Genomic DNA, 24,007 nt, shown 5'->3' with positions numbered 1-24,007 from the left:
CCAGTGGCCGCGGGATAGGGTAGAATCCTGCCCCGTGGATACTGAATGTCAAGTTGACGACAACACCCTGCGGCAGATTGCCGAACGACTCGGCCGCGAGCCCCGCGGACTGCGCGAGGTCGCCGTGGCCGACGGCGAGGGCCACCCGGTGGTCATCCGCGTGGCGTCTGTGGTGAATGCAAAGCCATTTCCAACGCTGTACTGGCTGATTGATCCGGCCATCAACTACCGGATTGACCAGGCAGAGGCGCGCGGCACGATCGCCCGGCTGCAGGCTCGCGTGGATGCCGATCCGGCGCTGCAGGCGGCGATGGCCAGCGATCACCGCCGCCATATAGCGAGACGCGAATCCTTTCTCAGTGCCACGGAGCGGGTGCACCTCGACGCCAGCGGCCAGTGGCCCGCCATCCGCCAGCGGGGCATCGGGGGTATTGCGGACTTCACCCGCATACGCTGCCTGCACACCTGGTATGCCGCGCACCTCGTGGAGGCCAATACCGTTGGGAATATGCTGGAGGCCCTGTGGGCCGAAGGCGCGGCAGACCAGGGCGTGGCTGCCGTAGTCACCCCCCCTCGATAACGTCCTTCACCACTGCACTGAGCGTGCGATAGGTGTAGGGCTTCTGTATAAAGCCGGCCAGGCCCTTGCCGGCGAAGCGGTTGATCGCGGTCTGCTCGTTGTAGCCGCTGCACAGCAGTGTGGGGACACTGGCATTGATCCGGCGCATTTCCCGGAATGCCTCCTCGCCCCCCATGTTGGGCATGTTCATGTCGAGGAAGACCAGCTGCAGATCGGCGTGGTGCTCACGGAATGCGGCGAGACCCTCGACACCGTCAGTGCTGGTGATCACCTCAAAGCCCATGCGCCGGAAGAGCTGTTCTGCCAATGCCAGCACCAGATCCTCGTCTTCCACCACAAGCACTTTGCCGGCCCCCTGCCAGTGATTCGCCGGTGCGGTCTCGGTCAGCATGCTGTCGGCCGCTTCCGCAAGCGCGGGGAAAAGCAGCTTGAAGCTACTGCCGGCGCCCGGCTCGCTGTAAACCTTGATGCTGCCGCCGTGGCCCAGCACGATGCCGAGAATGGCCGACAGGCCGAGACCGCGACCGGTGTCCTTGGTGGTGAAGAAAGGGTCGAAGATGCGCTTGCGCGTGGTTTCATCCATTCCCGCGCCGGAGTCCGAGACTTCGAGGCACACGTAAGTCCCCGGCTGCAGGGATTCGTTGGGAAACAGGTCGAGCAGATAATCCTCGTCGCAGTCGAGGCTTCCCGTGGTGACGCTGATGATCCCGGAGGTCTCCGGACCGATGGCCTCCGCGGCGTTGATGATCAGGTTGAGAAGCACCTGGCGTATCTGCGTCGCATCGGCGCGTATCGCCGGCAGCGTGGGCGCGAAGTGATAGTGCAGGCCGCAGGAGCGTGGAATGGAGACCTGTAGCAGACGTCCCATGTCAGCGATCAGGCTCTGCAGATTGACCGGCTCGACGACAAACTTGCCCTTGCCGGAATAGGCCAGCATCTGCTGGGTGAGTTCGGCACCACGGCGCGCGCCCTTGACCAGCTCCGAAATATGCTCCCTCGCCGGATGCGCGCCGTCGATGTCCTCCATCGCCAGATCGGCAAAGCCCAGTATGCTGGTGAGAATGTTGTTGAAGTCATGGGCAATGCCACCGGCAAGAATACCCAGGCTCTCCATTTTCTGCGCCTGCTGCAGCTGCCGCTCCATGGCTTCCCGCGCTTCCTGCGCCCGCGCGCGCTCGGTGATGTCCAGAATGATCGCGGTGGCGACCCGCTGGCCCGAATAATAGCCAGGCTGCAGGTGAACCTCCACCGGGTAGGTACTGCCATTCTTGCGCTGGTGCCGCGTTTCGAAGACGAGCCTGTCCTGCCGCCCGTCGCGCAGGGGCGCGACCAGGTCTGTGAACTGTTCACGCGTTAACTCCGGCTTCAGGTCAACCGGGGTGAGGGCGGCGAGTTCTGAGGCGGCGTACCCGAGGTTGTCGCGGGCGGGCTGATTCACGTAGAGAAAACGCAGCGTTTCCAGGCCGAACACATAGATTTCATTCAGCGAGTGCTCGACGATGCTGCTGAGATCCTCGACAGTGACTGCGGCCGCTGCGCCATCGATGACGGGGTCACCGGTTCTGGCGTCATCGAAGTTCCTGTCCATGTATGCCGCTCCGGATGCGCTGTTACTGCGCAGGTTGCGAAGTCAGGTGTGACAGTGTATCACCCGTCGAAGATGGCGCAACGCCGCCCCGGACCGGCGAGACAGGCCGTGGGCCGATGCCGGGCGTGGCCCTCATTGCTTGCCACGATGCGCAGGGACGCATCATGGATTACACTCCCCGCCGACAGCCGTGTGACTGGAGATCTTCCTTGCTTCCCTGCTTTATTGCGATTGCCGGCCCTTCCGGCTCCGGAAAGACGCTTTTTGCCCAGACAATACGCGAGCGGGTTGCCGAACTGGAGCCTCTCCTCGGCCTGGCCCTGATCAAGGAAGACGCCTACTACCGCGACCAGAGTCACCTGTCGCTCGAGGCACGGGAGAAGGTCAACTATGACCATCCTGCGGCTCTCGAGCAGGAGTTGCTTCAGCATCACCTGCAGTGTCTGCGCCGGGGCGAAGCGGTGGATGTGCCGGTGTACGATTACAGCCAACATACCCGTGCTGCCGACGTGGAGCGGGTAAGGCCGGCGCCGGTAGTGATTGTCGAGGGCATCCTGCTGCTCAGCGACCCCGGCCTTCGCGCCGAATTCGATATCAAGTTCTTCGTCGACACGCCGCTGGATATCTGTCTGCTGCGCCGAATTGCCCGCGACATGCAGGACCGGGGGCGCACGCTGGAGTCCATTACCGAGCAGTACGAAAACACCGTGCGCCCCATGTATTACGAGTTCATCCAGAACACGGCCCGCTATGCGGACATGGTCATTACCGGGGGCGGTCGCAACGCGGTGGCGCTGGATGTGGTGGGCAGCATGGTGCTGGGCCTGCTGCGCGAGTCCCCGACTGCGGATATCAAGGCGTGACCACGGCGCTCAGCGTCGCCTGCATCGTTCTGTTGCTGGGTATCGCCTACGCTGCGTCCGCTCACCGCAGTGCTGTCAATTGGCGCACGGTGGGCGGTGCACTGGGTCTGCAGGTCGCTATCGCCGGTATCGTGCTTTACGTGCCTGCCGGGCGGGCGGGTCTGGAATGGCTGTCCAGTCGTGTCTCGGGTGTACTGGGGTATGCCCAGTCGGGGATCGATTTTCTTTTCGGTGACATTGGCCGGTTCGAGATAGGCTTTGTGTTCGCCTTTCATGTGCTGCCGGTGATTATTTTCTTCTCGTCCCTGGTGGCCGTTCTCTATTACATCGGCATCATGGGCTGGCTGATTCGCGTGATCGGCGGTGCGCTGCGCTGGTTGTTGGGCACTGGCCGCGCCGAATCCCTGTCGGCGACGGCAAACATCTTTGTCAGCCAGACGGAAGCGCCGCTGGTTATCAAACCCTACCTGCCGAGCATGACGCGCTCGGAGCTGTTTGCGGTCATGGTGGGCGGCATGGCAACGGTCGCCGGCTCGGTGCTGGCGGGCTATGTGGCTCTGGGTGTCGAGATGAAATACCTGCTTGCCGCCAGTTTCATGGCCGCGCCCGGTGGCCTGCTGATGGCAAAACTGCTGCTGCCGGAAACGGAGTCACTGCAGGTGTCCGATGCTGCCACCGGCATTGCGGACGAGCCGCACGTCAACGTCTTCGATGCCGCCGCCGCCGGTGCTGCGAATGGGCTGGCACTGGCCGTGAATATCGGCGCCATGCTGCTGGCCTTCATCGGCCTGATTGCCCTGCTGAACGGCATTCTGGGCTGGATGGGGGATGCGGTGGGTGTCGAGGCCCTGTCTCTGGAGCTGTTGCTCGGGACCCTGTTCCGGCCGCTGGCGTTCATGCTCGGTGTGCCCTGGGGCGAGGCCTCCGTGGCCGGTAACCTGATTGGCCAGAAGCTGGTGCTGAATGAGTTTGTCGCCTTCACCACCTTCTACGAGGATCGCAGCCAGCTCAGTCAGCACAGCCAGGCGGTGGTGTCATTTGCCCTGTGCGGTTTCGCCAATTTCTCGTCGATCGCGATACTGCTGGGGGGGCTGGGTACACTGGCCCCCTCGCGTCGGAGCGATGTCGCCGAGCTGGGCCTGCGCGCGGTGTTTGCCGGTTTCATGGCCAACCTCATGAGCGCCGCCATTGCCGGGTTGTTTCTGTCGCTGGCGTGAGTCCGCACCCGGCTCAGGCGGTGCTGCCCCGTCAGTGAAGGCCCGGATCACGCCTGCATTTTTGCCACGTAAGCCATGAATTCGTCGCGGTTGGCCTGCATGTCGGCGTCCACTTTGGCGGCGACATCACCCTCGCTCATCATGGCGTCCCACTCGGCAAGCCCGTCGATGGCGGCGACGATATCCATGCCGAGCTGGCCCGGGCCGACCAGCTTCGGGATCGCCAGGGCATAGCGCAGGGTGACATCCGCCGTAGTCAGCGCACTGCCGCAGCAGTAGGGCGAGAACTGTGTGAGCGTGTTGATGGCGCCGATGCCGCGCTCGAGCACGCCGCGCACCTCTTCCTTTACGGCATCCGGCGCCTGGCGACCGCCGAGGGCAAACGGCAGCAGGCGTCGTGCGGGCAGCTCGAGATAGAGTTCGGTAATCTTTGCCAGCTGCCGGACCTTGCCCCGCGCTTCCGCGTCAGCCGGCAGCAGCGGGGTTTCCGGGTAGGCGTCCTCGAGATAGTCAAGAATGACGCTGGTTTCAGACAGCGTTGCGCCGTTGGCGGTGCGGATGGCCGGAATCTTGCCCAGCGGGCTGGCATCCAGCAGCGTGGCGTCTCCGGGATACACCTTGTGCTCCTCGAAGGCGATGCCCTTGGCCATCAGGGCATGCTTGACGATGTTGTAGTAGTTGGAATAGGCAAAGCCGTACAGCGTGATCATGCGTTGTGTCCTTGTTTGGCGGTCAGCCAATGGGTTGTTTCGGGAAGCCGGCTCAATCCGGGGCGGGCGCATCGTAGCGGCGGAACCACTCCAGAATATGCAGCACCTTGCTGATCATCTGGCTTGGCCGCTTGCCGATGAAGTGCGAGGCGCCGGGTAATTCCACCAGCACGGTGTCGACCTTGCGGTACTTCAGCGCATGATACAGCTGCTTGGCCTGGGAGGGGGGCGTGCGCAGGTCGTCCATGCCCACCATGACCAGGGTCGGGGTATTCACGTTGCCGACCAGGGAGATGGGGGAGAAGCGCATGTAGTCCTCCTGGTTTGTCCACGGCACGCCGGGATAACGAACCTCGAAGTACTGGAACCAGTTGTCGGCGTTCAGTAGCTTGCTGTACCAGTTCATGACCGGCTTGACCACGGCGGCGGCGCGGAAGCGGTCGGACTTGCCGATCATCCAGGCGCTCATGATGCCGCCGGCGCTGCCGCCGGTAACGTACAGGCGATCCTCGTCGATAAAGCCCTTTTCAATGACTGCGTCGATACCGCTCATGACATCGTCGTAATCCTCACCGGGGTAGTTGTGGTAGAGGAGGTCCGAGAAGTCCTCGCCATAGCCGGTGCTGCCGCGGGGGTTGGGGTAGAACACCACGTAGCCCTCCGCCGCAAATAGCTGCAGCTCGGGCGAGAAGCGTTCGCCGTAATTGAGAATGGGGCCGCCGTGGTTTTCCACCAGCAGCGGGTATTGCTGCTCCGGATCGAAACCGGGGGGCGTAATGATCCAGCCCTGGATTTCCCGGCCGTCCGCGGAGGATTCCCAGGTGATGGCCTGTGTGCGGCCGAGGTCACGGTAGGCGAGCAGTTCGCGGTTCAGGTGGGTCAGGCGTGTCTGCCGGGTGCCGTCAAGGATGGCGACATCCGCCGGGTATTCCGGGCGCGTGATGTTGAAGGCGAGTCGGTTGCTGGCAGAGACGGAGAACGAGCCTCCGGGATAGGGTCTGCCGATGCTGGTGCCGCCGATATCGCGGGCGAGTTCCCGAAAGTCGCCGTCCAGGGTCACCAGACCGAGACGCGTGCTGCCGCTTTCCTCGTACAGGACATACAGGCCGCTGCTATCAGCTGCCCACGTCGCCGCGTCGATGCTCAGATCCCGATCCCTGGCGAGACGGCGGAAGCCCTCGCCGGTATCGCCAGCCTGGGGATCTCTGCTCGCGATCCGCAGCTCGGTATTCTGATAGGCGCGGCGACGATCCGTGAAGCCAAGCCAGGCCAGATAGCGTCCATCGGGTGAGACCACGGGTTGCGAGGCGGGGCCGTCATCCTCGGTAATCTGCTGAATGTCGCCGCTGTCGACATCGATCGTGTAGAGGTGGCTGGTGCGGAAGTCGTGTTCCCAGTCATCACTGCGATTGCTGCTCACGTAAAGCTGCTTTGCGTCCGGGCTCCATGCCGGATGCCGGTGGTGGAAATCACCGCTGCTGACCTGGCGTGCGCTGCCGCCGTCCGCCGGTGCCACGAACACATGGGTGAAGCCGGGTTCGATGTAGCCGCTGCCGTCGCGCTCGTGGTACATGCGGTCAGTGACCCGCGCCGCTGCGGCCCAGCTTGCGCCCTCGGGGGCCTCCGGCATGCTGACGAGCTGCGGGGGCTTGCTCTTGACCGTGAGGCTGAAGGCGATCTGCTCGCCATCCGGCGACCAGCGCAGCTCGTTGGGCGTGCCGCTGACGCGGGTTACCCGGGCGTGCTCGCCCGACGTGAGCCAGTAAACGTGGATATCGCTGCTTTCGGCGTCCGCGTTCTCGCGCACGTAGGCGATTCTCGAGCCATCCGGAGACCAGCGCGCGCTGGTCTCCGCGCCCTCGAAACTGGTGAGCTTGCGGTGTTCCTCGCCGGACGCGGACACCAGCCACAGGTTGCCGCGGCGGGAATCCGTGAGCGCGTCCATGCCCATGCGGCGGTAGAGCACGTGCTCGCCATCCGGAGATATCTGCGGGTCGTCCGCCCACTCCAGTTCAAAGACATCCATGGGTGAGAAAGGCGTCTGTGCCTGCGCGGTCGATACCGTCAGGAGGGTACCGATCAGGCCGAGCAGCAGGGGTAGCAGCGGTAATTGAGAAAGGCGTTGTGAGCGCATGCATGGCCTCCGGGCAAACGGTTGGAAAAAATATCGTGTCAGGCACCCCGGGACGTTTCGGTACCCGGGTCGGTGTCACTGCAGAAGTCACCGCGTGCTATATTACGCAGCTTGTTCCAGCAATGAAAACGAGCGGTACTGTCATGACGTCCTCCACCGATGACCTGCGCATTCAGAAAACCAATGAGCTGATCGCCCCCGCGGCGCTGGTCGCCGAGGTTCCCCTGTCAGACGCGGCGGCCGGCACCGTCTCGGTCGCGCGGCGCGCCATCCACGACGTGCTCGCGGGAGAGGATGACCGCCTTGTTGTCGTTGTGGGACCCTGTTCCATCCATGATCCCGCAGCCGCTATCGAGTATGCCCGCGGGTTGAAGCAGCTCGCCGATGAGCTTGCCGCCGATCTCTGTATTGTCATGCGGGTATATTTCGAGAAGCCGCGCACCACCGTTGGCTGGAAGGGGCTGATCAACGACCCGGACCTGAACAATACCTTCCAGATCAACAAGGGGCTGCACCTCGCCCGCAAACTGCTGCTGGACCTGGCGGAAATGGGCCTGCCCGCAGGCACCGAGTATCTCGACCTCATCAGCCCGCAGTATCTGGCGGACCTCGTGTCCTGGGGCGCTATCGGCGCGCGCACCACCGAGAGCCAGACACACCGTGAACTGTCGTCGGGGCTGTCCTGTCCGGTGGGCTTCAAGAATGCCACTGACGGCGACATACAGGTGGCGGTAGACGCGATCAAATCGGCGTCCCAGCCGCACCATTTCCTGTCAGTGACGAAACAGGGCCATTCCGCGATTTTCCAGACCACCGGAAACGAGGACTGCCACATCATCCTGCGGGGAGGTCGCCACCCGAACTACGACATGTTCTCGGTGGACGATGCCAGTGAACTTCTCCTCAACGCCGGGCTGCCGGTGCGCATCATGATTGACGCGAGTCACGCCAACAGTCGCAAGATACCGGCGCGTCAGGTGGATGTCGCCCGCGATGTTGCCACCCAGATAAGCCGAGGCAGTCGCGGTATTTTCGGATTGATGCTCGAGAGCAATCTGGTGGAGGGGCGGCAGAACGTGGTTCCCGGACAGCCCCTGGTGTACGGTCAGAGCATTACCGATCCCTGCATGTCCTGGGAGTCCACCCGTGATGTACTGAAAAGACTGGCAGAGGCGGTGCAGCAGAGGCGTATCGTCATAGGCGGCTGACGACGAGGCAGGCCCGCTTCAGTAGGGATCATCCCCGCTCCACAGCTCCTCGAGGCGTTGGTCGCGACCGCAGCCCCAGCGGTAGTATTTGTAGCGCAGCGGATTCTTCTCGGCGTAATCCTGGTGGTACTCCTCGACCGGCCAGAAAGTGTTCGCGGGGAGGATCTCTGTGGCGATGCTCTGGTCGGGGAAGCGCGCCGCCACTTTTTCCAGTGACGCCTGCGCCGCCTCTCGTTCGGCATCGTTGGCGACAAAGATGGCCGTGCGGTAGCTGAATCCCCGGTCACAGAACTGGCCCCCGTTATCGACCGGGTCGATATTGCGCCAGAAATGCCGCAGCAGCTCGTCGTAACTGATCTCGTCAGGATCATAGGTCACGCGTACCGCTTCGTAGTGGCCGTCGTGGTTGCCGCTGTAGGTGGGGTTTTTCAGAGTGCCGCCGGTAAAACCGGACACGACGTCCAGAACGCCGTCTTTTTTCTCGAAGTCCGCCTCCATGCACCAGAAACAGCCACCGGCGAATTCCGCGGTGGCCGCTTGCAGGGTGGCACTTGCCAGAAGCAGGGCGGTTGCTATCAATATGCGCATAGTGTGCGTTTCCTTGCGGGAATGTCCTGCACACTATACGCGGGTGTCAGGCTGCCTGGATTCGCTGCATGGCCGCGGCGTATTCCCGGCTCAGCCTGCCGACCACGTCGCTCGTGGAATCCACGGCCTTTACCGCCCCGATACCCTGTCCGCAGCCCCAGATATCCTTCCATGCCTTGGCGTCGGTATTGCCGCCGGAGCCGAAGTCCATTTTGCTCGGGTCACCCTCGGGCAGATTGTCCGGGTCCATTCCGGCGTTGCGGATGGAGGGCTTCAGGTAGTTGCCGCTGACGCCGGTGAACAGGCTGCTGTAGACAATGTCCGAGGAATCGTAGTCCACGATGGCCTGCTTGTAGGCCTCATCCGCGTTGGCTTCCCGCGTGGCGATGAAAGCCGATCCGATGTAGGCCAGGTCGGCACCCATGGCGCGCGCTGCGAGTATTGCGTCGCCCGAGGCGATGGAGCCCGACAGCAGGAGAGGGCCATCGAACCAGGCGCGGATTTCCTGTATCAGCGCGAACGGCGAGGTCGAGCCCGCATGGCCACCGGCGCCCGCGGCGACGGCAATCAGGCCATCCGCGCCTTTTTCGATTGCCTTGTGGGCAAAGCGGTTGTTGATGACGTCGTGCAGCACAATTCCCCCGTAGGAGTGCACGGCCTCGTTGACGTCCTCGCGAGCACCGAGCGAGGTGATCACAATCGGCACGCGGTATTTCACGCAGAGTTCCAGATCCTCGTAAAGACGATTATTGGAGCGATGGACGATCTGGTTGACCGCAAAGGGCGCCGCCGGCTGGTCAGGGTTCGCGGCGTTGTAGGCATCCAGCTCCGCCTTGATGTGCTGGAGCCAGCGCTCGAACTCCTCCACCGGTCGCGCGTTCAGCGACGGAAAGGATCCGACAACGCCGGCCTTGCACTGGGCAATGACGAGATCCGGATTGGAGATGATGAACAGGGGTGCGCCGACAACGGGTAGGCGCAGCCCGTCGCGCAGAATGGGTGGTAGGGCCATGCAAAGTCTCCTGAGGGTTGACGTCCTGAGACTGGAGCTTAGGGTATCGCTTTCGTATATGCAATGTTTTGCATAAGGCAGGGCGACGGTGCATCATGCACACTGGAGAAAACACGCGGAAAGCCCCGTATGGCACTTTCACACGCCATCATGACAGCGCTGATTGAAGACGAAATGTCGGGCTACGAGCTCGCCAAGGCCTTCGATGCGTCGCTGGGTTTTTTCTGGCATGCATCCCACCAGCAGATTTATCAGGAGCTGCGCAAACTGGCCGACAAGGGCTGGCTCTGCCAGCGCCGGGTCTCGCAGCGGGGCAAGCCGGACAAGCAACTCTATGCGCTGACCGCAGCGGGCAGGGACGTGCTGGACGACTGGGTGTTTGCCACCAGCCGGGTGCGCGAAAGCAAGGACGACCTGCTGGTAAAGCTGTATAACCTGTCCGACAACAATCTGCCGCATCTGCGTGCGGAGCTGGAGGCGCGCCGGGAGCACATGATGGGACGATTGTTCCTGTACGAGCGCATTCGCCGACGCCACTACGCAGACCCGGATACGCTGCCCCTGAGGCGCAAGGGTGTCTACCTGGCACTGCTCGCCGGCATCCGCCACGGCGAGCAGTATCTCGCCTGGTGTGACGAGTCGCTGCGCCTGCTCGCAGACGTGCAGTCCCCTGTTGCATAATGCGCGTTTGCGATCAGCATCCGCCCAGCGAGATCTATGTACCTGCAGTACTTCGGCCTGCGTGAGGCGCCGTTTTCCATAGCGGTCAACCCGCGCTATCTTTTCATGAGCCACCGCCACCGCGATGCCCTCGCGCACCTGCTCTATGGAGTGGGCGCCGGCGGTGCCTTTGTGGTGCTCACGGGAGAGGTGGGTACCGGCAAGACGACGATCAACCGCTGCCTGCTGGAACAGCTGCCGGACAATACGGATATTGCGGTTGTGCTCAATCCCGCGCTCAGCGCCACCGAACTGCTTGCCAGCGTCTGCGACGAGCTGGGCATCGATTATCCCTCCGGGGCGACAACGTTGAAGATGCTCACGGACCGGCTGCACCGGTTTTTGCTGGACAATCACGCCCGGGGGCACAAGACAGTCCTGCTGATCGACGAGGCACAGCATCTGGGTGTGGACGTGCTGGAGCAGATACGCCTGCTGACCAACCTGGAGACGGACAGCGAGAAGCTGCTGCACATCATCCTCATCGGTCAGCCGGAGCTGGCGACGATGCTGAGTCGCCCCGAGCTGCGCCAGCTGAACCAGCGTGTTACGGCGCGCTTCAACCTCGAACCCCTGAGTCGCGAGGAAACCTCGGCGTATATTCGACACAGGCTCCAGGTGGCGGGACTGGCGCCGGGAACGGAACCCTTTCCTCCCGCCGTGGTGCGCGGCATTTATCGCTATAGCCGCGGGGTGCCGCGGGTCATCAACCTGCTCTGTGACCGGCTGTTACTCGGCGCCTATGGTCGTCGCGCAACGCAGGTCAGCCCGCGCCTGCTGCGCGCGGCGGTCCATGAAGTCACCGGAGAGGGCAGGGCGCCTGCAGCAGGAGGCAGGCGTCTCGGCTGGCTCATTGCCCTCCCGGCGATTGCCGCCGCGACCGCTGCGCTGCTGTGGTGGTGGGGGGTGTCGGCGGGTCAGCCCGCTGATTTGCGCGCTCCAGCCGGTGCAGTGATGACGGAAGCCAGGGTGCCGGTGTCCGGGTCGCAAGAGGTGTCGGCGTCCGAGGCGCAGTCTGACACCGTGCTGCACGATCGCCAGCACGCGCTGTCGGCACTCTGGTCGCTGTACACCGATGCAGCGATGCCGGCGGCACCCTGCCGAGACGGCAACAGTGGAAGCCTTCGCTGCGTCAGCGCGGGTGCAGACACCTGGCAGGAGCTGCAGGCGCTGGGTCACCCGCTGGTTCTGGATCTGGTATCCAGGGAGCGTCAGGCCCGCGCGGCGCTTGTCATTGCCCTGGAACATGATGTCGCGCTGCTGGCGACGGTGAACGGTGTCGAGAAGGTCGATCTGGCGGCGCTGGCTCCCCTGTGGCGCGGCGGTTATCGCTATCTCTGGCAGGCGCCGCCGGCATTCGAGGGGGTGCTCGGTCCGGGCGACGCGGGCGCCGCCGTGGCTTCGGTAGCGGAGCTGTTTGCGGTGCTCGACGGCCAGGCGCAGCCCCTGACCACGGATCGCTACTCGCCGCAGCTGGAGCAGCGGGTCAGGCTGTTCCAGCGCCGGCATGGGCTGAACGACGACGGACTGGTTGGCGAGCAGACGCTGCGGCAACTGAACCGAATGGCGGGGCAGGTTCCGGGGGGCGAGGCGCTTCATGCGCGCATGGATGCCCTGCGGGAGCGCGGTGCCTGGCCACTGGCCCGGTCCATCAACTGAGGGAGTCACCTGTGTCGTTCATTCTGGATGCTCTTGAGCGCTCGCGGCAGGAGCGGGACGCCGACGACGCCCGCCTTGCTGCTGCCGCGTGTCTTGCGAAGCAGCAGGCGCCCCGTTCTCCCTGGGTGCCGGTTCTGCTGCTGGGACTTGGTCTGGCGCTGGCCGTGATCGCCTGGCTGCTTCTCAGTCGGCCGGATGCCGTCGATGGCAGTCGCGGGCAGAACGCGGTTGCGACGCCTCCCGCGGCCGCCCGCCTCACTCCCCCGGTGCCCTTGCCGGTGCCGTCCGCGCCCCGCTCAGCGCCGCCATCGTCAGCGGAAATTCCGGCGGCGAGTAATGCAGATGCGGCAGGTGACGCGGTGCGGGATCTGTATCGCGACGCGCGCGCATCGCCCGCGCCGGACAAAGAGGACGAGCTGCCAGGCGAGGCATCGGACGACGCGGCGGCTGATGATGAAGCCGTAGCCGAGACCCAGGCCGAAGCGGATATCGATGCCCTGGTCGCGCGCGCGGAAGCGGCACTCGACAGCCGGGAGCTTGCAGCGCACCCGGCACCGATGCTTGAGGAGCTTTCGCAGGCATTCCGGGATGGCGTCCCCACGCTCATGTATTCGCAGCACGACTACCGCAGCAGCGGCGAGTCTGCGGTCTTTATCAACCGCGAGCGTCGTCGGGAGGGTGAGAGTGTCGACGGTGTGAGCGTGCGGGAAATCCTGCCCGACTCTGTCATTCTCAGCTACCGCGGTACCGTATTCCGCCTGAAGGCACTCAACAGCTGGGTGAATCTGTAGCGGTCCGCTCGCCGATCTCAAGGCTCAGGTCGAGTTTGCGGAACAGGCGCTGCTCCTGATCCAGCTCGTGCAGGGTCTGCGGATGCTGCGCCAGCCAGCCATCCGGAAAGCCAAGCCTGAGTATTGTGTCGCTCGCCTCGATGCTGAAGTCGGGCAGCTCCTCCAGCTGCTCCACGTATTTGAACAGCGATGCCAGGCGGATGATGGCCAGCATGCGCTGCAGGCGCCGCCGCTCCGGCGTGCCGACATCGTCGAACAGTTCTCTGCGCACCTTGCCGCGATGGCCGGCGACCAGAAGCGCCATGTTCACCTGCTCGCCCTGGGAGAATCCCGCCATGTCCGAGTTGCGCAGAAGGTAGGCGCCATGGCGGTGAAAATGCTTGTGCGAAATGGACATGCCGATCTCATGGGTCAGGGCGGCCCGGTGCAGCAGGTCGCCGTCCGCCTGCGTGAGCTGCCAGGCTTCGGCCGTCGCCTTGAACAGCATACAAGCCCGCCGGGCAACCAGGGTCGCCGTGTCATCATCCACGGCGTAGCGCTGCATCATGGCATTGACCGAGCGCTCACGGACGTCTTCATGCTGCAGGCGCCCCATGAGGTCGTAGAGTACGCCCTCGCGCAGTGCCCCCCGCGAGGTTCGCATGCTGTCCACTTCCAGCACGTCGAACAGCGCTTCGGCGATGGCGACACCGGCCGCGATGACGGAGCGGCGGGACTCGCTGAGTCCTTCCAGCGCGATACTGTCAAAATCCGGGAACTGCAGCAGCTGTTTGCGCAGCCGCTGCAAGGCTTTCCGGGTAATCCCGCTGTCACACCAGCCCTGGGCATTGACGATCGTTTCGATCGCCTGCAGCGTTCCCGAGGAGCCTACGCATTCAGACCAGTGGCGGGCACGAAAGCTCTTGCGGATATGGGAAACCTCGACACAGGCGCGATCGTAGGCGTGCTTGAACGCGGACTTGGTCAGCTTGCCGTCGGCGAAGAAGCGATCCGTATAGGACACGCAGCCCATCTGCAGGCTCTCCAGCCGCCGGGGCTCGAACTTTTCGCCGATCACAAACTCCGTGCTGCCACCGCCGATATCGACTACCAGTCGCGCTGCGGCGTCATCGGCGAGGGAGTGGGCGACGCCAAGATAGACCAGGCGAGCCTCCTCGCGGCCGTAGATCACGTCCACCGGGCAGCCCAGTATGCGCTTTGCCGGTTCAGTGAAGTCACGCCGGTTACGGGCACGACGCAGGGCATTGGTGCCGACCACACGGATGCGTTCGGTCTCGACGCTTTGCAGCACCTGGGAAAAGCGCGACAGGCAGTCAAGGCCGCGCTGGATGGCGTCGTAAGACAGGCGGTTGTCCCTCAGCCCGGCGCCCAGCTGCACCTTTTCAGCAAGAATCTGTATGGGTCGCATCTCACCGTGTTCGATACGCGCAACAATGAGATGGAAGGAATTGCTGCCGATGTCCAGCGCGGCGAGCTGGCTGCCATCCGGCAAGGGGTTTGTTGTGGGTGTGGGACTTTTCATGTGATGGCCTCGCGCGGCACGCGTGCCGGCATGCGTGTTACCAGTTCGTAGCCGATGGTGCTGGCATGTCGGGCGACTTCGCCCACGGGCAGTCCCTCACCCCACAGCGTGACCGGGTCACCGACATGCACCGCTGCAACATCGGTCACATCTACTGTGAGCATGTCCATGGAGACGCGACCCACCAGTGGCACGCGTTGTCCGTTGACCAGCACCGGCGTGCCGTTTCCTGCCGTGCGCGGATAGCCGTCGCCGTAGCCCGCGGTCACCGTCGCGATGCGTGACGCACGCTCTGCCCGCCAGGTGGCGCCATAACCCACGGCATCGCCAGCCGCGATATCGCGGACGCCAATCACTTTCGATTCCAGCGTCATCACGGGTTTCAGTGCCGCGGCCTGGGGCAGCGATTCCTTAAAGGGGGAGTCACCGTAGAGCATGTACCCCGGGCGAATCCAGTCCAGGTGGGTCTCTGGCCAGGCGAGAACGGCGGGAGAGTTGGCCGCGCTTCGCAGGCAGTCGTGGCCGTCGCAGAGCGCGAGGAAACAGGCGAGTTGCTCCCGGGTCTCGCCCTGTCCGAGTTCGTCAGCGCGTGAGAAGTGCGTGCACAAGACCGTATCGGGTCCGGCATTCGGGGTCTCCCGCAGCGCCTGCAGAAACGCTGGCGCGCGCTGTGGTGTCACACCCAGCCGATGCATGCCGGTGTCTACCTTGAGCCAGCAGGTGACCGTCTGAGTCAGTGCTGCCTCCTGCAGCCAGCGAAGCTGTTCCTCGCAGGTCAGCATGATCCAGGCGCCGATAGCAGCGGCCTCGGCCACTTCCGATGCCTCGAACACCCCTTCCAGCAGAAGAATGGGACGCCGGATACCGCGGTCTCTCAGACGCACCGCTTCCTCCAGCGAGGCCACGGCGAATGCAGCGACGCGATCATCCAGTGCAGCGGCCACAGATTCAGCGCCGTGGCCGTAGCCATCCGCCTTAACCACGGCCATCAGTCGGGAGGCTGGGGCCAGTCCGGCGGCTATCGCGGCGTTGTGGCGCAGGTTGTCAAGATGGATCCTGGCGCGGGTGGGACGGGTCATCAGTAGTCGTAGCGGTGCGCCGCGAACAGGCCCTGTGCCGCAGCCCAGACGTCGCCAACCTCGCCGGCACCAACCGGCTTGCCGTCAATCATCGTCACCGGTGCGATCTCCTTGCTGGAGCTGGTGATCCAGACTTCATCTGCCTGCAGCAGCTCCGAAACCGTCACCACGCGCTCTTCGACCGGAATGTCGCTGTGCCGGCGCAGGATATCCAGCAGCATGAGCCGCGTGATGCCCGGCAGTTTCTGGTGGTCCAGCGGCGGCGTGGCGACCACACCACCGCGAACGACGAACACGTTGCACGCCGCGGCTTCCGTCACCTCGCCGTCGCTGTTGTACAGGATGGTCTCCTGGGCGCCCGCAGCGTGCCCCTGCTGATAATGCATCACGTTGCCGAGCAGTGCCGTCGATTTTATGTGGCAACGCTTCCAGCGCAGATCTTCGGCGGTGCTCACCCTGTAGGGCGTGACCCGCTGTTTGTCAGCCACCGGGGGCGGTGGAATCTCGAAGGTAAAGCCGAAGCAGGTGGCGTCCACCGATGTCGGGTAGGCATGGTGACGCTTGCTGTCCGCACCGCGACTGACATGCAGATAGACGCCGAGATTGCCCGAGCCATTCTGCTGCACCAGGGTTTCCACGATATCCCGCCAGGCGGCCTCGTCCATGTTGGTGCGGATCTCCAGCTCGGCAAGACCATCGCGCATGCGCTGCATGTGCGGGCCAAAGCCCACAAGCCGACCGCTGTAGGAGGGGATCACCTCATAGATGCCGTCGCCGAACAGAAAGCCCCGGTCCATCGGCGAGATGCGGGCTTCGCTCATCGGCAGAAAGTCGCCGTTAAGGTATACGGATGTCATCGTGTCTGTGCCTCAATCTGTGCGGTCATGCCAGCTCTGCGATCAGCCCCTGGAGCTGCGCGATGACCGACTCGCCCTCGGCGGCGTCCAGGCCATCTTCCGTCAACGTGTTTTCGCGGCTGACGCCGTCAACGCTGCCGCGACTCGACAGATAGGCGAGAATCTCCCGCGGCCGGATATCGCCGAGCAGGTCGCGTCCGGACCAGAACCCCAGGTAGGCTATGATGCCATAGGCGCCCCAGTTGGACACGTCCGCGACCAGGAGTTCGTCGCAGGTTGTGGACGAGCCGGTGATATCCAGCTGGCCAATGATGTCGGCGACATTGCCCATGCCAATCTCGTTACCGCCGTCGCCGATGGCGATGGTGGGGCAGTCGGCCTGTTCCAGGTAGGGATCGAAAATGCCGCAGGCGGCGCTGATATCCTCGCCACGCATGTTGTAGTAGGCGCCATCGGCGGCACGTCCAGGGCGCTCTATGGAGACAATGGCGTCGGGGGTAGTCTGGGCGAGGCGCCTTGTGGCTTCCTCGCGGGCCGCCGCCTCGGTAAGCGCCAGAAGCGGCAGGACGCGAAAATCATCTGCCAGCTCGCGACACAGTGGTTCGGCGCAGACCAGCCAGCACTGGCCTCCCAGTGCCTCCAGGCTGCGATACAGCGCTATGGCGCCCACCGGACCATCGGTTTCGAAGGTGCCGGCAACCGGAAATCCCGTCCCGATCATCACCCGCCGGCTGTGGTATAGCTGCTGCGCCGCGCGCCTGACGTAGCCCGGGTTCAGGGCAGCGCGTACCCGTGCCATGCCGCGCAGGTCGCGCGCTACCAGCAGCGCCTCGACCGCGGTGTCGAGCGCATTGCTGGTCATAACCGGTATTCCTCAAGTCGGCGGTTGGCATCAAAGACCTGTGCGAGGTGCAGGGCGTTGTGCGCATCGTGCTGGCTTATCGGAGTGAAATACACCGGCGCACCGGGCGTCTGCTGCGCCAGTTGCGCGCAGTCCAGAGACAGCGCAGAGCCGATTTTCGGGTAGCCGCCAATGGTCTGACGGTCATTTAACAGGACGATGGGCTGCCCGTCTGCCGGGACCTGGATCGCGCCCTGGCAGATGCCTTCCGAGAGAATGCCCTCGATGTCGCAGCCAATGGTGGGCCCCTCCAGCCGGTAGCCCATGCGATCGGCGCGCTGGCTGACGCTGAATGGGCAGGCGAAGAATCGACGCTGCTGCAGGCGCGGAAAGTGCGCTTCCTGGTAACCGGGAATGACCCGCAGCGTCACGCCGCGCGGGTAGCGCGGCTCCTGGCCGGGCGGCAGCCGCAGCGGGGCGCGTTCCGCGACCGCGGTGCAGGGCAGCAGATCGCCCGCCTTCAGGCGGTTGCCGTCGAGTCCGCCGAGGCCCTCGCGCACCACCGTTGCGCAGCTGCCAAATACCGGCGCAATCCGGAAGCCGTCGGCGACCCCGAGGTAGGCACGGCAGCCGGATTCGGCATGGCCCAGGGCAATGCGGTCGCCCGCGGCGACCCGCAGGACCTGCCAGCGCGGTCGCTCATTGCCATTGATGGTCAGCGGCACAGGGGCGCCGGTGACGCAGATCCAGGTGCCGACGCCGGCGGCGATTTCGAGGCCACCAAGGGTTACTTCCACCGTGGCCGCGTGGGCGTTGTTCTGCAGCAGCCGGTTACACAGTGCGTGCGCCTGGGGGTCGACGGGTCCGCCGTCGGTGAGGCCAAGACGATAGTAGCCGCGGCGACCGCTATCCTGAATCAGGCTGAGAATGCCCGGTGAGAGGATCTCCATGCCGCTCACAGTTCGCCTCCGGCGCGGAGGAATTCCTCGCGACTGACGGACTCAAAGCGCACGCGATCGCCCACCGCGACGGGCATGCTCGGGTCGCGCCCGGGATCGAACATGCGCGTCGGACAGCTGCCGATGAGGTTCCAGCCGCCCGGTGACACCGCCGGGTACACGGCTGTCTGCCTGTCGGCAATGGCCACGGCACCGCGGGGCACGCGCTGTCGCGGTGTCTTCAGGCGGGGGGTCTTCAGGCGCTCATCCAGTTCGCCGAGGTAGGCAAACCCCGGCGCGAAGCCAATGGCGTAAACGCGATACTCGGTCGCGCAATGCAGCTCGATAACGTCGCTGACCGACAGCCCGGCACGGGCGGCAACCGCGCTCAGGTCGGCGCCACTCTCCTCGCTGTAGTAGACGGGGAGCGTTACGCAGCGTCCGCTGCTCTCGTCATTGTCAGCCCCTAATGCCACGCTCTCGATGCAGCGGCGCACCTGCATGTGGTCGGTGGCCAGGGCGTCGTAGACCACGAGCAGGGACGCATAGGAGGGAATCATGTCGACCAGAAGCTCGCCCAGTGCCGTCGGCAGGGCGGACACGAGTGCCCTGACCCTCGCCGCAACCTCTCTGCCGGGGGCATCGCCGAGGTAAACGATCAGCGCATTTTCGCCCGCCGCGTGGATTTTCACGAGGCGGCCCGCCGGTCTACCAGCGCGCGAATTTCGCGGATGGCGGCAACCCCTTCCAGGTTGTCGCCATGCACGCAGAGTGTGTCAGCCGACAGTGACAGGCGTTTGCCGGTGTCGGTTGTCACGCAGCCGTTCTCCAGCAGGTCTGCCACCTGTTGCAGCATGCGCTCCCGACCATGCACGGCACCGGGTACGCGGCGCGACAGAAGGTGACCGGTGTCGTCATAGCAGCGGTCTGCAAACGCCTCGAACAACAGCTCAAGGCCGTGTGCGGCGGCGGCTTCCCGGTGGTGTGCCTGTTCCGAAGTGGCCAGCAGCATCAGCTTGAGCGGCCTGTGGAAACTGGCGACAGCCGCCATGACCGTCTCGCGAATGGCGCTGTCGGCCATCATGTCGTTGTACAGTGCACCATGGGGCTTGACGTAGCCGATGGCTGTGCCAGCGCTGGCCGCCATGCCGTCGAGCGCTGCGATCTGGTAGAGAAGGCTGCTGCGCAGTTCCTCCGCGGACATCCGCATTGAGCGCCGGCCAAAGCCCACCAGATCGGGATAGGCCGGATGCGCGCCGAGTCGCACGCCGTGCTCACGGGCGAGGGCGATGGTCTGGCTCATGACGATCGGGTCGCCGGCGTGGAAGCCGCAGGCGACGTTGGCCAGATCAATGTGCGGCATGACATCGGCGTCCATGCCCATACACCAGCTACCGAAGCTCTCGCCCAAATCACAGTTCAAAAGCATGTCGTCGTTCCTGATGTCAAAGAATCGCCAGCTGGCTGTTGCGCATATCGGTGACAAGCATGCAGCCGGGGCTGTGGGTGATGGCAAAGGGCAGGCGCGCGTTTTCCAGGGCGACCTGCGGCGTCACGCCACAGGCCCAGAACACCGGCATTTCTCTCTGTTTAACGCTGACCGAATCGCCGAAATCGGGTCTGGAAAGATCGCCAATGCCAATGGCTGACGGGTCCCCCAGGTGGACCGGGGCGCCGTGCACCGAGGGGAAGCGGGTGCAGATCTGTATGGCGCGGATGGCATCTGCGGCCAGGAAGGGGCGCATGCTGACCACCATGTTGCCGGAAAAGGGGCCGGCCGGGGTGCAGGGGGTATTTGTGCGATACATGGGAACATTCACCCCCTCGCTGACGTTGCGCACGTCCAGGCCGTCGGCCAGCAGCGCTTCCTCGAAGGAAAATGAGCAGCCCAGCGCAAACACCACCAGGTCCTCACGCCACAGCGATTGGATATCGGCGGTGTCGTCACCGGCCCTGCCGCTCTCGAACACACGATAGCGCGGCACGTCGCGCCGGATATCGATATCTCCCAGTGCGGGCAGTGTCGGGTCACCGGGCGACGGATTCATCGCGATCAACGGACAGGGTCGCGGATTTGCCTGGCAGAAACGCAGAAAATCGTGCGCATGCGCCTGCGGCAGTATCACCAGGTTGCACTGGACAAAGCCCGGTGCGAGACCGGACGTATTGCCGGAGTGCTCGCCGTTGCGGATCCGGGCGCGGATGGCGTGGGGACTGTGGGTGTCGGGCATGCACTCTCCAGCTATACGGGGCGTGTTACAGGCCCTATAGTAACGCTGATAAGGCCGTCAACGCACGAGGGAGCCCCATGCCGCATCCGAGCATCACCGCAGAGACCTATCCGCACAAGCCCGCCATCATCATGGGTGGCTCCGGCGAGATTGTTACCTACCGGGAGCTGGATGAGCGCTCGAACCAGGGTGCGCAGCTGTTCCGGTCGCTGGGTCTGGTCAGTGGCGACCACATTGCCATGATGCTGGACAACTGTCGGCAGTTTCTCGAGATCTGCTGGGCGGCGCAGCGGGCAGGACTTATATTCACGCCGATCAGCACGCATCTGCAGCAGGAGGAAACCGCCTACATACTGGAAAATTGCGGTGCCAGGCTGTTCGTTGCCTCGCATTCGCTGGCAGAGACAGCCGCGCCCATGCACGAGCGCGCCCCGGGCGTGGCCCACTTCCTGATGGTGGATGGCGTCGTGGACGGCTTCGAGGCCTGGGAGGAGGCGGTCGACCGCCAGCCCGAGACACCCATCCATGACCAGGCCAACGGCGTGCCCATGCTGTATTCCTCCGGGACGACGGGAAAACCCAAGGGCGTGTTCATTGCCCCCCACAGCGATGATGTCAATGCACCGCATCCGCTTGCCGGATCGCTGGGCCTTGCCTTCGGCTTCAGTGATGAGACCGTGTATCTCTCGCCGGCGCCGCTCTATCACGCCGCGCCGCTGCACTACAACATGATGACCCTGTACCAGGGTGGAACCACCGTGGTGATGGAGCAATTCGATGCCGAAGAGGCGCTGCGGCTGATCGAGGAACATCGCGCCACCCACAGTCAGTGGGTGCCAATCATGTTCATTCGCATGCTCAAGCTGCCGGCGGAGGTGCGTGAAAAGTACGATGTATCGAGCATGCAGTTTGCCATCCATGCGGCGGCTCCGTGTCCGGTGGAAATCAAGGAGCAGATGATCGAGTGGTGGGGGCCGGTGATCGTCGAGTATTACGCCGCCAGCGAGGGTATCGGCGCCACCATCATCGACTCGAAAAGCTGGCTCACGCACAAGGGCTCGGTGGGGCCGGCGCTGGTGGGACAGGTACATATCGTCGATGACGAGGGCAGGGAGTTGCCCAGTGGCGAGATCGGCACCGTGTATTTCTCGGGAGAGCAGGCATCGTTCCGCTATCATGGCGAGCCGGAGAAAACCGCCGACGCCTTCAACGAGCGCGGTTGGGCGACCACCGGGGATGTCGGATATCTCGACGACGACGGCTTTCTCTATCTCACGGATCGCCGGAATTTCATGATCATCAGCGGCGGCGTGAATATCTATCCGCAGGAAATCGAGAATCTGCTCATCACCCACGGCAAGGTGGCGGACGTGGCGGTATTCGGACTGCCGCACGACGAGTTCGGCGAAGAGGTCAAGGCGGTGGTTCAGCCGCAGAACTGGGTGGATGCGACGGACGAGGTGGCCATCGAGCTGATGGAGTGGCTGCGCGAGCGCCTGTCCCATGTCAAGCTGCCGCGCTCGCTGGATTTTCATCCGCAGCTGCCGCGCATGGACAACGGCAAGCTCTACAAGCGACACCTGGTCGAGGAATATCGCGGCGCGACCCGTTCCGGCGAAAGCTCGGAGGAAGATCGCTGAGCGGGCACCGCCGGGCCGCTCCGGCGGCGGCTGGCAGGGAAATCCGCGATTACCCATGGGCGTCAGGATTCGCTTACACTAGGCGCTGTCCACCCGATGGAAAGTGTTGAGGTAGAGAATGGTCCAGTCCCGCAAACTTGCGCAGCTCGAACGTCAGATGGCGAAGTGCGAGACCTATGACAGCTGGCGCGAGCTTGCCCTCAAGCATGACGAGCTCAGTGGCGCCAAGCGCTGGCGCGAAGTGGATCAGACCCGACAGTACGATTACGGTCAGATACGCCTGCGCCTCGACCGGCTGCGCAGCCTTCGATCGCGTCAGGACTACCAGGGCCTGCTTTTCAACCTGAATGAGGGCATCCACGGCAACATGGGCGGTATGGGCCGCAGCACGCTGTACCAGCGCGCGAAGTTCGGCACCAAACACCTGATAGAGCAGTATATTGAAGAGATAGACGACTCCCTGCGATTCATCGCCGATCTCGACAACAGCAAGATCGACGTGCAGGACAAGATGGATTTTTTCTATCGCGCCAATATCTGCTTCGGACGTTCCGCGCTGATGCTCAGCGGGGGTGGCGTTCTCGGTTTCTACCACCTCGGTGTGGTGAAGACTCTGCTTAGCCAGGGATTGCTGCCCCGGGTGATTTCCGGTGCGAGTGCAGGGTCGCTGGTAGCGGGGGTTCTCGGGACGCACACGGACAGGGAGCTGAAAAAGTTCTTTGATCCCGCGAACGTGCACTTTGAAGCCGAGCGCGAGGCCAGCGTCTTTTCCCGCATGTTTCTCGGTCGCAGTCCGCAGATTGATGTCGGCGACCTGGTCAAGATCATTGCCCGACTCATGCCCGATATGACTTTCCAGGAGGCGTACGAGAAAACCGGTCGCCAGATCAGCATCACCGTGGCACCTGCTGAACCGCACCAGCGGTCACGGCTGCTGAATGCCATTACCTCGCCCAATGTCTACATCCGCTCCGCGGTGATGGCGTCCTGTGCGGTACCCGGGGTGTTCCCGCCGGTCATGTTGATGGCGAAGAACGTACACGGCGAGGCGCAGCCCTACCTGCCAACGCGCAAATGGGTCGATGGTTCCATTGCCGATGATCTGCCCGCCAAGCGCCTGTCGCGCCTTTACAGCACGAATCACTACATCGTGAGCATGGTCAATCCCATCGCCACGCCCTTCCTGAGGGGTGGCAAGCCGCGCAGTCGCGTCGGCGCGGCGCTCGGCTCGCTTGGTGTGGGCATGGGGCGCGAAATGCTCAACTTCTACCGCGGTGTGGCGCAGCGGCAGGGGGATAACTGGCCGCGATTCAATCTGCTGCTCAACGGCGTGCACGCATTGATGGACCAGGACTACAGTGGTGATATCAACATCGTGCCCAGTTTCCGCTGGTATAACCCGGCGAAGATTCTGTCACACTTGACGGAAAAGGAACTGGTCGATCTGATGCGCGGTGGCGAGTTTTCGGCCTTTCCGCACGTCGAGTCCATTCGCCTGTGCACGCGGATTTCCCGCACCATGGAAGAGATCCTGCACCGCTTTGAGTATGGCGATCTGCGCCCCGAGGGGGATCGCTACCACCGCCCGAGATCGTCGCGGCGCCGACCGCCGCCGACGCGGTCCGATCGCGAGGCGATGCGTGAAACCGGTTCGCAGCGGCTGGCGCGGAACCCGGACGGCAGCACGGCGAAGGCCCGCGCCCGCAAGCGCTCCGCCGGCAGTGCCAGTGTGCCGCGGAAGAAAACGCCGCGGTCATCAGCGGATCGCGGCGAACGCAGCGCGGATAAAGACGAGGCCGCCTAGTTTACGCGCGGCTCCGAGTGCCCGT

Annotated in this window: 22 protein-coding genes; 9 read left to right on the top strand and 13 right to left on the bottom strand. The window is 63.9% G+C overall.

Annotated elements, in window-relative coordinates:
* Positions 1 to 34 precede the first annotated feature (34 nt).
* A complete protein-coding gene (locus EV688_RS01225) occupies positions 35 to 580 on the top strand; it encodes a DUF501 domain-containing protein (protein WP_117316547.1) in 546 nt (181 codons plus the stop codon).
* Here the strand turns inward: EV688_RS01225 and EV688_RS01220 are convergent.
* The gene (locus EV688_RS01220) at positions 564 to 2,168 is read right to left on the bottom strand and encodes a hybrid sensor histidine kinase/response regulator (RefSeq protein ID WP_117316545.1); all 1,605 of its coding nucleotides are present in this window, start codon (positions 2,166 to 2,168) and stop codon (positions 564 to 566) included. The two genes, EV688_RS01225 and EV688_RS01220, sit on opposite strands and share 17 nt — an antisense overlap.
* Before the next feature lie 209 nt (positions 2,169 to 2,377).
* Here EV688_RS01220 and udk point away from each other — a divergent pair, with 209 nt between their 5' ends.
* Together udk and EV688_RS01210 are read left to right on the top strand one after the other, a co-directional pair.
* On the top strand, positions 2,378 to 3,031 hold the full coding sequence (gene udk / locus EV688_RS01215; protein ID WP_240624291.1) for a uridine kinase: 654 nt from the start codon (positions 2,378 to 2,380) through the stop codon (positions 3,029 to 3,031).
* A complete protein-coding gene (locus tag EV688_RS01210) occupies positions 3,028 to 4,248 on the top strand; it encodes a NupC/NupG family nucleoside CNT transporter (protein ID WP_117316543.1) in 1,221 nt (406 codons plus the stop codon). The genes udk and EV688_RS01210 overlap by 4 nt, the downstream gene beginning before the upstream one ends.
* A gap of 47 nt (positions 4,249 to 4,295) precedes the next feature.
* On the opposite strand, the gene EV688_RS01205 is transcribed toward EV688_RS01210, so the two are convergent.
* Positions 4,296 to 4,958, bottom strand: coding sequence for a glutathione S-transferase family protein (locus EV688_RS01205; protein WP_117316541.1), 663 nt, complete (start codon positions 4,956 to 4,958; stop codon positions 4,296 to 4,298).
* A 52-nt stretch (positions 4,959 to 5,010) separates the two neighbouring features.
* A complete protein-coding gene (locus EV688_RS01200; protein ID WP_117316539.1) occupies positions 5,011 to 7,092 on the bottom strand; it encodes an alpha/beta hydrolase family protein in 2,082 nt (693 codons plus the stop codon).
* Between the two features lie 143 nt (positions 7,093 to 7,235).
* On the opposite strand from EV688_RS01200, the gene EV688_RS01195 reads away from it, so the two are divergent.
* Positions 7,236 to 8,300, top strand: a complete 1,065-nt coding sequence (locus tag EV688_RS01195; protein WP_117316906.1) for a 3-deoxy-7-phosphoheptulonate synthase — start codon at positions 7,236 to 7,238, stop codon at positions 8,298 to 8,300.
* 18 nt (positions 8,301 to 8,318) lie between these two features.
* Here the strand turns inward: EV688_RS01195 and msrA are convergent, their stop codons facing one another.
* Together msrA and EV688_RS01185 are read right to left on the bottom strand one after the other, a co-directional pair.
* Entirely contained in the window at positions 8,319 to 8,888 is a 570-nt protein-coding gene (gene msrA / locus EV688_RS01190; RefSeq protein ID WP_117316537.1) for a peptide-methionine (S)-S-oxide reductase MsrA, read from the bottom strand.
* A gap of 46 nt (positions 8,889 to 8,934) precedes the next feature.
* Positions 8,935 to 9,900 (bottom strand): NAD(P)H-dependent flavin oxidoreductase, encoded by a 966-nt coding sequence (locus EV688_RS01185; RefSeq protein WP_117316535.1) that lies wholly within the window; start codon positions 9,898 to 9,900, stop codon positions 8,935 to 8,937.
* A 129-nt stretch (positions 9,901 to 10,029) separates the two neighbouring features.
* Here EV688_RS01185 and EV688_RS01180 point away from each other — a divergent pair, with 129 nt between their 5' ends.
* Genes EV688_RS01180 through EV688_RS01170 form a run of 3 tightly spaced genes read left to right on the top strand, consistent with a single transcriptional unit; the run spans position 10,030 to position 13,070 of the window.
* Entirely contained in the window at positions 10,030 to 10,581 is a 552-nt protein-coding gene (locus EV688_RS01180; protein WP_117316533.1) for a PadR family transcriptional regulator, read from the top strand.
* A 36-nt stretch (positions 10,582 to 10,617) separates the two neighbouring features.
* Positions 10,618 to 12,279 carry an ExeA family protein gene (locus EV688_RS01175; RefSeq protein WP_117316531.1) on the top strand — a complete coding sequence of 554 codons (1,662 nt, stop codon included), beginning with the start codon at positions 10,618 to 10,620 and terminating at the stop codon, positions 12,277 to 12,279.
* An 11-nt stretch (positions 12,280 to 12,290) separates the two neighbouring features.
* Positions 12,291 to 13,070, top strand: coding sequence for a general secretion pathway protein GspB (locus tag EV688_RS01170; RefSeq protein WP_117316529.1), 780 nt, complete (start codon positions 12,291 to 12,293; stop codon positions 13,068 to 13,070).
* On the opposite strand, the gene EV688_RS01165 is transcribed toward EV688_RS01170, so the two are convergent.
* From EV688_RS01165 to EV688_RS01130, 8 genes are read right to left on the bottom strand one after another with little or no spacing between them, the layout of a single operon-like run.
* Positions 13,048 to 14,592 (bottom strand): Ppx/GppA phosphatase family protein, encoded by a 1,545-nt coding sequence (locus EV688_RS01165; protein ID WP_117316526.1) that lies wholly within the window; start codon positions 14,590 to 14,592, stop codon positions 13,048 to 13,050. The genes EV688_RS01170 and EV688_RS01165 overlap by 23 nt on opposite strands.
* Positions 14,589 to 15,671: an alanine racemase gene (gene alr / locus EV688_RS01160; protein ID WP_117316524.1), complete on the bottom strand. Its 1,083-nt coding sequence runs from the start codon at positions 15,669 to 15,671 to the stop codon at positions 14,589 to 14,591. The genes EV688_RS01165 and alr overlap by 4 nt, the downstream gene beginning before the upstream one ends.
* The gene (locus EV688_RS01155; protein WP_117316522.1) at positions 15,671 to 16,528 is read right to left on the bottom strand and encodes a D-amino acid aminotransferase; all 858 of its coding nucleotides are present in this window, start codon (positions 16,526 to 16,528) and stop codon (positions 15,671 to 15,673) included. Before EV688_RS01155 ends, alr begins: the two co-directional genes overlap by 1 nt.
* 25 nt (positions 16,529 to 16,553) lie before the next feature.
* A complete protein-coding gene (locus EV688_RS01150; protein WP_117316520.1) occupies positions 16,554 to 17,390 on the bottom strand; it encodes a glutamate cyclase domain-containing protein in 837 nt (278 codons plus the stop codon).
* Positions 17,387 to 18,319 carry a 5-oxoprolinase subunit C family protein gene (locus tag EV688_RS01145; RefSeq protein ID WP_240624317.1) on the bottom strand — a complete coding sequence of 311 codons (933 nt, stop codon included), beginning with the start codon at positions 18,317 to 18,319 and terminating at the stop codon, positions 17,387 to 17,389. The genes EV688_RS01150 and EV688_RS01145 overlap by 4 nt, the downstream gene beginning before the upstream one ends.
* Before the next feature lie 5 nt (positions 18,320 to 18,324).
* Positions 18,325 to 18,999 (bottom strand): 5-oxoprolinase subunit PxpB, encoded by a 675-nt coding sequence (gene pxpB, locus EV688_RS01140; protein WP_117316516.1) that lies wholly within the window; start codon positions 18,997 to 18,999, stop codon positions 18,325 to 18,327.
* The gene (locus EV688_RS01135) at positions 18,996 to 19,736 is read right to left on the bottom strand and encodes a 5-oxoprolinase subunit PxpA (RefSeq protein WP_117316514.1); all 741 of its coding nucleotides are present in this window, start codon (positions 19,734 to 19,736) and stop codon (positions 18,996 to 18,998) included. Before EV688_RS01135 ends, pxpB begins: the two co-directional genes overlap by 4 nt.
* A 16-nt stretch (positions 19,737 to 19,752) precedes the next feature.
* Positions 19,753 to 20,538, bottom strand: coding sequence for a putative hydro-lyase (locus EV688_RS01130; RefSeq protein ID WP_117316512.1), 786 nt, complete (start codon positions 20,536 to 20,538; stop codon positions 19,753 to 19,755).
* 77 nt (positions 20,539 to 20,615) lie between these two features.
* On the opposite strand from EV688_RS01130, the gene EV688_RS01125 reads away from it, so the two are divergent.
* A complete protein-coding gene (locus EV688_RS01125; RefSeq protein ID WP_117316510.1) occupies positions 20,616 to 22,178 on the top strand; it encodes an acyl-CoA synthetase in 1,563 nt (520 codons plus the stop codon).
* A 118-nt stretch (positions 22,179 to 22,296) separates the two neighbouring features.
* A complete protein-coding gene (locus tag EV688_RS01120; protein ID WP_117316508.1) occupies positions 22,297 to 23,982 on the top strand; it encodes a DUF3336 domain-containing protein in 1,686 nt (561 codons plus the stop codon).
* The last annotated feature ends 25 nt before the right edge of the window (positions 23,983 to 24,007 follow it).

The sequence above is a fragment of the Chromatocurvus halotolerans genome, assembly GCF_004340525.1.
GTDB lineage: Bacteria > Pseudomonadota > Gammaproteobacteria > Pseudomonadales > Halieaceae > Chromatocurvus > Chromatocurvus halotolerans.
Note: the sequence above shows the minus strand (reverse complement) of the source record. Positions and strands in the feature narration are given on the sequence as shown.

What these genes read in the sequence shown, in the direction of transcription:
- EV688_RS01220 (WP_117316545.1), bottom strand. Translation starts at nt 2,168, where the DNA reads ATGGACAGGAACTTCGATGACGCCAGAACCGGTGACCCCGTCATCGAT.
- EV688_RS01205 (WP_117316541.1), bottom strand. Translation starts at nt 4,958, where the DNA reads ATGATCACGCTGTACGGCTTTGCCTATTCCAACTACTACAACATCGTC.
- EV688_RS01200 (WP_117316539.1), bottom strand. Translation starts at nt 7,092, where the DNA reads ATGCGCTCACAACGCCTTTCTCAATTACCGCTGCTACCCCTGCTGCTC.
- EV688_RS01195 (WP_117316906.1), top strand. Translation starts at nt 7,236, where the DNA reads ATGACGTCCTCCACCGATGACCTGCGCATTCAGAAAACCAATGAGCTG.
- msrA (WP_117316537.1), bottom strand. Translation starts at nt 8,888, where the DNA reads ATGCGCATATTGATAGCAACCGCCCTGCTTCTGGCAAGTGCCACCCTG.
- EV688_RS01185 (WP_117316535.1), bottom strand. Translation starts at nt 9,900, where the DNA reads ATGGCCCTACCACCCATTCTGCGCGACGGGCTGCGCCTACCCGTTGTC.
- EV688_RS01180 (WP_117316533.1), top strand. Translation starts at nt 10,030, where the DNA reads ATGGCACTTTCACACGCCATCATGACAGCGCTGATTGAAGACGAAATG.
- EV688_RS01175 (WP_117316531.1), top strand. Translation starts at nt 10,618, where the DNA reads ATGTACCTGCAGTACTTCGGCCTGCGTGAGGCGCCGTTTTCCATAGCG.
- EV688_RS01165 (WP_117316526.1), bottom strand. Translation starts at nt 14,592, where the DNA reads ATGAAAAGTCCCACACCCACAACAAACCCCTTGCCGGATGGCAGCCAG.
- alr (WP_117316524.1), bottom strand. Translation starts at nt 15,671, where the DNA reads ATGACCCGTCCCACCCGCGCCAGGATCCATCTTGACAACCTGCGCCAC.
- EV688_RS01155 (WP_117316522.1), bottom strand. Translation starts at nt 16,528, where the DNA reads ATGACATCCGTATACCTTAACGGCGACTTTCTGCCGATGAGCGAAGCC.
- EV688_RS01150 (WP_117316520.1), bottom strand. Translation starts at nt 17,390, where the DNA reads ATGACCAGCAATGCGCTCGACACCGCGGTCGAGGCGCTGCTGGTAGCG.
- EV688_RS01145 (WP_240624317.1), bottom strand. Translation starts at nt 18,319, where the DNA reads ATGGAGATCCTCTCACCGGGCATTCTCAGCCTGATTCAGGATAGCGGT.
- EV688_RS01135 (WP_117316514.1), bottom strand. Translation starts at nt 19,736, where the DNA reads ATGCTTTTGAACTGTGATTTGGGCGAGAGCTTCGGTAGCTGGTGTATG.
- EV688_RS01130 (WP_117316512.1), bottom strand. Translation starts at nt 20,538, where the DNA reads ATGCCCGACACCCACAGTCCCCACGCCATCCGCGCCCGGATCCGCAAC.
- EV688_RS01125 (WP_117316510.1), top strand. Translation starts at nt 20,616, where the DNA reads ATGCCGCATCCGAGCATCACCGCAGAGACCTATCCGCACAAGCCCGCC.
- EV688_RS01120 (WP_117316508.1), top strand. Translation starts at nt 22,297, where the DNA reads ATGGTCCAGTCCCGCAAACTTGCGCAGCTCGAACGTCAGATGGCGAAG.